Source organism: Paenibacillus agaridevorans, assembly GCF_003112455.1.
Taxonomy (GTDB): Bacteria; Bacillota; Bacilli; order Paenibacillales; family Paenibacillaceae; genus Pristimantibacillus; species Pristimantibacillus agaridevorans.
In genome coordinates this window covers 1-5303 of record NZ_BDQX01000004.1, presented here as the reverse complement: position 1 = coordinate 5303, position 5303 = coordinate 1, and the positions used below count along the sequence as shown (strand labels likewise).

4 protein-coding genes and 1 pseudogene are annotated in these 5303 nt (G+C 40.1%); 3 read left to right on the top strand and 2 right to left on the bottom strand.

Features of this window, described 5'->3' with window-relative positions:
• Positions 1-243 (top strand): annotated as a pseudogene (locus tag PAT3040_RS37870) (hypothetical protein); the annotation flags it as partial.
• 161 nt (positions 244-404) lie between these two features.
• On the top strand, positions 405-1745 hold the full coding sequence (locus tag PAT3040_RS00045) for an FAD-binding oxidoreductase (RefSeq protein ID WP_108991010.1): 1341 nt from the start codon (positions 405-407) through the stop codon (positions 1743-1745).
• A gap of 585 nt (positions 1746-2330) precedes the next feature.
• On the opposite strand, the gene PAT3040_RS00040 is transcribed toward PAT3040_RS00045, so the two are convergent.
• Both PAT3040_RS00040 and PAT3040_RS00035 read right to left on the bottom strand, forming a co-directional pair.
• Positions 2331-3266 carry a methylenetetrahydrofolate reductase gene (locus tag PAT3040_RS00040; RefSeq protein ID WP_108991009.1) on the bottom strand — a complete coding sequence of 312 codons (936 nt, stop codon included), beginning with the start codon at positions 3264-3266 and terminating at the stop codon, positions 2331-2333.
• A gap of 270 nt (positions 3267-3536) precedes the next feature.
• The gene (locus tag PAT3040_RS00035) at positions 3537-4652 is read right to left on the bottom strand and encodes a kanamycin nucleotidyltransferase C-terminal domain-containing protein (protein WP_108991008.1); all 1116 of its coding nucleotides are present in this window, start codon (positions 4650-4652) and stop codon (positions 3537-3539) included.
• Between the two features lie 362 nt (positions 4653-5014).
• On the opposite strand from PAT3040_RS00035, the gene PAT3040_RS00030 reads away from it, so the two are divergent.
• On the top strand, positions 5015-5303 hold a 289-nt coding region (locus PAT3040_RS00030), incomplete at its 3' end, for a DUF8817 family protein (RefSeq protein WP_219930215.1).

Here is a 5303-nt window from a genome sequence, read left to right as displayed (position 1 = left end):
TCGAGTGTCTTCGTAACACACCAGTTGATAAAATATTATGATTGTGGCTCAATAAAATCCCTCCTTCCATTTTCAATTAAGACAAGTGTTCATACACTAATATATGATTCAATAAAAAAAATGCTATGGACAAATATTATTGTTGAGTCTAAAGTTGAGTCTCGGGATTTTATTACGGACTGGGTGCCAGGCCAAAACATAGCTAACTATATCCAATCAGCAGTAATCAAAGCAACCAAATAGATGTGAAATGGTAATGGCGTTATCAATTTTGATAGCGGCTTTTTACTATATAAAACCGTTATCAGCACCAGCCCATACCGGGTTAAGTCTTTCTTCATACGTTATATGGGAATGCCTAATTTTCAAAAAAGTATATCATTCACCCATAGGGAGTTGGATAAGTGAATTCAAAAACTAAGCTTACTGGGCGAGTAGTATTCAAAGGAGATCCTGGTTATAACGCAGCTCGAAAGAACTGGGATCCTCATACGGACAGATGTCCTAAAGTTTTTGTTTTTGCAAAGAAAACGCAGGATGTAGCGAACGCTATAAGATGGGCCCGTAAAAATAATGTTCCTATACGACCAAGAAGCGGACGGCATGCCTTGGAAACTAACCTTTCGCAGGTTAATGGTGGTATCGTAATCGATACAAGCGAACTTAAGTCCATTAAACTGGACAAAAAATACGGCACCGTAGTTGTTGGGACGGGCAACCGAGTAGGAAGAATCGTTGATAAGCTTGCGAGGCAAGGATATATGGCCCCGTTTGGCGACAGCCCTACCGTCGGTATCGGTGGTATTACGCCAGGTGGTGGTATCGGGCCGCTCCAACGGACGATCGGCCTTATCAGCGATAATCTCATCGGGCTTGAAATGGTTGACGCAAAAGGTAGAATTCTTCGTGCCAGCAATAAACGTCACTCCGATCTTCTATGGGCTTCCCGTGGGGGTGGCGGCGGTAACTTTGGCGTATATACCAAATATAAATTCAAAGTAAGGCGCGCTCCAGAGAATGCTACCGTATTCACTATCACCTGGCCATGGAACCAATTTGAGAAGATCGTTAAAGCATGGCAACGCTGGGCTCCTTTCACAAGTACGAAGCTGGGCAGCGAATTGTCTGTTGGTCCAAAAAAGGGCGGTAATGTCAGCATGTTAGGCATATACCTCGGATCGAAAAAGGCAGCTCTCCATTTCCTTAAGCCAATTCTTAGTTTTGGGACACCAACAAAAGAAATCAAGAACCTTCCTTACCTGGAAGCTACTAAATATATGTTAGCTCCCGATGCGATCTTGACTCAAAAGTTCAGCAACCAGTTCTCCAGTGGCTTCGGCAGAAAGCCATTCCCTGATAAAGCGTTTAAGCCTATGCGAGAGTTTTTGGAAAAAGCGGAGGGAGGCACACCTGCTGGATTTTTCTTCCTTAACTGGGGTGGCGCTATAAAAAATATTACTCCTCGTGCTACAGCCTTCTACTGGCGTGATCCGCAATATTATGTAGAATGGAACAGCTCGTGGGTGAAGCCATCTCATGCGGCTAGGAATATTGCCCTAGCTCGGAACACCAGGAAAAAGCTACAGCCTTACATTGTAGGTTCGTATATTAACGTACCAGACCAAGGTATTAAATGTTCCGGCCCAGTTTATTATGGCAAGAACTATGCAAGATTGCGGAAAGCAAAAGCTAAATACGATCCTAAAAATGTGTTTAATAATCCACAAAGTATTCCGCCGGCTTAATATCATATTTCCTGTTCAGCCAAGATCATTACTGATCTTGGCTTCTTGGTTGAGTGACTATAAAAAACAAAACGAGAAAGAGGGTAAGAAAAAAGTAAGCTGAAAGCAAGTGATTGATTGTGACACAATCCATTCAAAACCAGTCATATCAAAGGGTTGATTCAATTTACAGACATATGTACAAAATACGAGTTTTGTGTAAATGTATACAGAAGAGAAATAAATGACTATTGATCTCATTTTAGTCAATAACGAACCATCTTAGAACCTAATTACGGAGGTTAACCGTTAAGACCTTTCAGTCTTACCGTTCATGGGTGAGTTGGGGGCACTATAGACTGTCTCGCACCTATCGACAGTTCTCTGAGCAATAGATGACCCTTATTACTCCCAATCAATGTGTTTAGCTGTAATTTATTTGAACCAAGCATATAATTCCCAAAGGAATCCTGTCAATGAATATTATTGAGCTAAACTGCCCAATAGCTTAATGGGACTGCCGTTTTGTTCCCGCGGCATCTCCTAGGCATAAATGTTCAATTTCTTGTTCTCCGCACAATGTTTGATCCATTTATCGGTGTGAATTTATTGCTGTCTTCTCAGTTTCTTGTCTAACATGCATTTTATGTCTCTAACCAGTTGTACTGAGGCCTCTATTTCTAATTTTCTAGTTGAGACGCTTTCAACACTGCAACCAACAGGGATTCCTTTTTCCAGTGCAAAATCTAATATATCTTCAAAAATTGATTGAGACAATCTTATTGATTTTTCCAGTATATCATTTGAGTATTTCAAGTCATTTTCTAACCATGATGGGATACTGATTCCCAACCATTTCATGAATTCCAAAGTTTTTTCAGAGCCACAAGGTGCAAGATTGAACAAAATGGGCACCATTTCCATTCCGTTATTTGTACAGTAATAAAAGTAATCCGATAAGAAATTTTTCGATGCCTCTACATTATATGTTGCCTGTGAAACGAAAAAGGTACATCCGTTTTTGATCTTGTTGCTAACTCGTATATGCTCGTCATTCTTTTTCATATGTCTTTCAGGTATAATAACTCCCCCAAAAGTTAATTTGCTATTTAATCTCTTACTTAATTTAGAAGCCTTTGAAAGATCTAAGTTAACCGCCTGCCTACTCGAAGAAGCACCTACGTATACGGAATATCTTTCTCTTTCTGCGTCTGCTTTTACCCAATTCACAAACTGTTCTTCACTATATTTTCCCACGCAACGATATATAATTTGGGGAACACGCAATTGGTTAAAATATCTATCACTATACATTTCAGGGTCAATAGTTGGCAAATACGGAAATGGTCTTTGTTCTTCAACTCGTTCTGCTTCTTCCTGAACATCATATAGAATTAATGCATCTATATCGAGATCGTTTATTCTTTCAATTTGCTTCTGTGAAATCTCTGCTATTTTATGTGGGGTATTAGTTAACTTAGGCGGCGTCATACCATATGTTAAAATACCAGCCTCTTTACCCAATATTTTTTCTTTTAACATATACTTTTTAGCCTCCAAAGCAGTCAGTCTACAATAATCTATTAGTAATAATAGCATTGTCGATTGGCTAACAGGTAACTTCCAATTCCTATATTCTACTATAGCCTGAAGCTATAACTAGGCATGGAGTTAGTTGAGCATAACTGCCCGTTACTTCAACGAGCAACGACAGCCAATCGCTGGCCGCTGCCGTCGTGTCATCGTTGAGCTATAGTTCCTCTTTAGCGGAACATCTATGTAACATAACAACACCGTTTGATCGAAATGTAATCAAACTCTGTTTATGTAAAATGATTCGAAATCAGCAACATAATCGAACTGGTTCAAAGATACACCTTCTGTTCTTAGGTGATTCTCTAACTTTTCCATAAGCTGCAGAACGGATAATCTTAACGGTTCAAAATCTGTTGGATCCAACAGCGCGACAAGATCTGGATACCCATAACGAAGGTAAAACTCTCGATGCTCACCCAAATCAACAATACCAGGCCAACGTCCTTTTTCTGCAGCGTACAAAATTCGGGCTAACCCGTCTTGTACACCAATAGCAACGAAGAAAGCTGTTTCATAATGGCCTTTTTCGCACGCGGTTAACAGTTTGTTCATCATCCCCCTTTCCTCTTCGTAGTACCCCTTCAATCGCTCTTTATAAGATCGATACTCTTCTTGACTGTTTAGTCGTTCCGATATAAGGCAAAGTGTATCTGCAGTCAGTTTCTCACACGCTGACATAATTTCATCTGGAATAAGGCTGAACATAATGGTATCAAGGTATTGATCTAGTTGGTCCGGCTTAATAGGGAGATTTCTAACTTGCTCACGATAGTGGCCCCACATGCGCTTATAATAGATTTGGTTCAAGAATCCAAGAGACTTAAAAATGTCTACCGCAATCTCTTGAGCCTGGGTTCGATAATAGGACAGCTCCTTGGAGTTTTCGGTAAGCCGCATTTTAGCCATGCTGATAAGGCAATCCTTTAATACTGATTCGGCTTTGCTGATCAAATCAGGTGCTTTGGATTCACTGCCCATGTTGGTTATTATCTCACGAAGTTCCATGAACCTCGCAAGATCATCTTCTGATCGGACATATAACAGCTCACAGTCTGCTATAACCGTCGTGCTCCACTCCTCAGATGTTGCCATTCTCTCAGCGCGATCCCATCCGATTGGCCAGAAATCAAAACTTATACCGTCGATTATAAATTGGCATTCTACTTGTCTTCCTCTGGCCGTGGCCGGAATGAAGAAGAAATCCAAATCCGATCGTTCAGTCGCTCTACCCTGCAAATATGATCCGTAATATCCGACAATGGCAACATCTTGGGGGTAATGGGTCTTAATATGTTTGACAATAATGTCAGCTACAGCAAAAACATCAACCATCAGATAACCTCCTTTTTTGTACTTCAAGTTTAGGTTGTTATCCCGTTGAAGTAAAAAGAAAAGATAATTAAAAACAAATAACCCATAAGAGCCAGGTAAGTTCACAGAAAGTCAACGATAAAAATCGAGTATATGGTATCTCAATACAATCCAACCATGAAACTTAAACATAATAGTCCTCCCTTGTTAACTCGTGATCACAGTAAAAATTAAAGAGAAACATTAAATGAACGTGACGGGTCGAATAAAAAAATTCCACTATGAATTTCATAATATTTAGTTGAAGATTAGCATTTGCATTAATGTAGTACCATTGAGGTGTACTCAACAAAAAATGGATAATCAAAAGGAGGAAATACGTAATGGAGCAGTCCTCAGTTAGCGTTGAACCTATGCTACCCAGTGAAAACGTTGACGAAAGCGTTGCTTTTTACAAGGCGCTTGGCTTTGAAATCGTCCGTGATGAGACGTTTCCTTACCGATTCGCAGAAGTTCGGGATGGCGAACTTTGGATTTTGACTTCTAGCTATGCTCAGTTTGGTGGAAAAAAGGCGTTTGGTGCCCTCATCGTCAATGTGACAGAAATAAAAAGTTATCATGATCGTTTTGCTGCTAATCTTAGAAGGAACCTTGGGGTTATACCGCTTAGCG

Bases quoted from the DNA above. Each gene is read 5' to 3' on its own strand.
- PAT3040_RS00040 (WP_108991009.1), bottom strand. From the start codon at position 3,266: ATGTTAAAAGAAAAAATATTGGGTAAAGAGGCTGGTATTTTAACATAT.
- PAT3040_RS00035 (WP_108991008.1), bottom strand. From the start codon at position 4,652: ATGGTTGATGTTTTTGCTGTAGCTGACATTATTGTCAAACATATTAAG.